The organism is Streptosporangium oxazolinicum (genome assembly GCF_039537505.1).
Classification (GTDB): Bacteria; Actinomycetota; Actinomycetes; order Streptosporangiales; family Streptosporangiaceae; genus Streptosporangium; species Streptosporangium oxazolinicum.
On sequence record NZ_BAABAQ010000038.1, the window covers coordinates 1 to 908 of the forward strand.

The following is a 908-nucleotide window of genomic DNA, read 5'->3' on the forward strand; positions in this document are numbered from 1 at the left end:
ATGTGTGAATGCCACGACTTCGGCGGTGTACTTGAGCCCCGCTACATTGTCGGCGCAGAATCACTTGACCAGTGAGCTATTACGCACTCTTTCAAGGATGGCTGCTTCTAAGCCAACCTCCTGGTTGTCACTGCGACTCCACATCCTTTCCCACTTAGCACACGCTTAGGGGCCTTAGTCGGTGGTCTGGGCTGTTTCCCTCTCGACTACGGAGCTTATCCCCCGCAGTCTCACTGCTACGCTCTCACTTACCGGCATTCGGAGTTTGGCTGACGTCAGTAACCTTGTCGGGCCCATTAGCCATCCAGTGCTCTACCTCCGGCAAGAAACACGCAACGCTGCACCTAAATGCATTTCGGGGAGAACCAGCTATCACGGAGTTTGATTGGCCTTTCACCCCTAAACACAGGTCATCCCCCAGGTTTTCAACCCTGGTGGGTTCGGTCCTCCACGCGGTCTTACCCGCGCTTCAACCTGCCCATGCCTAGATCACTCCGCTTCGGGTCTACAGCATGCGACTCAAACGCCCTCTTCAGACTCGCTTTCGCTACGGCTCCCCCACACGGGTTAACCTCGCCACACACCATAACTCGCAGGCTCATTCTTCAAAAGGCACGCAGTCACATCACAAACAAAAGCAAGCTTTCGTTTACGCTCCTACGGCTTGTAGGCACACGGTTTCAGGTACTATTTCACGACCCCTCACCGGGGCGCTTTTCACCTTTCCCTCACGGTACTTGTTCACTATCGGTCACCAGGGAGTATTTAGGCTTACCAGGTGGTCCTGGCAGATTCACACAGGATTTCTCGGGCCCCGTGCTACTTGGGATCCCCTCAAACAGTCCAACCAATTTCGCCTACCCGACTCTCACGGTCTACGGCGCAACTTCCCAGAAGCTTCGACTATC

General features: G+C 54.8%; 1 rRNA gene. It reads right to left on the reverse strand.

From position 1 onward, the window contains the following. Positions 1-908: ribosomal RNA gene (locus ABD817_RS39410) — 23S ribosomal RNA — on the reverse strand; the annotation flags it as partial.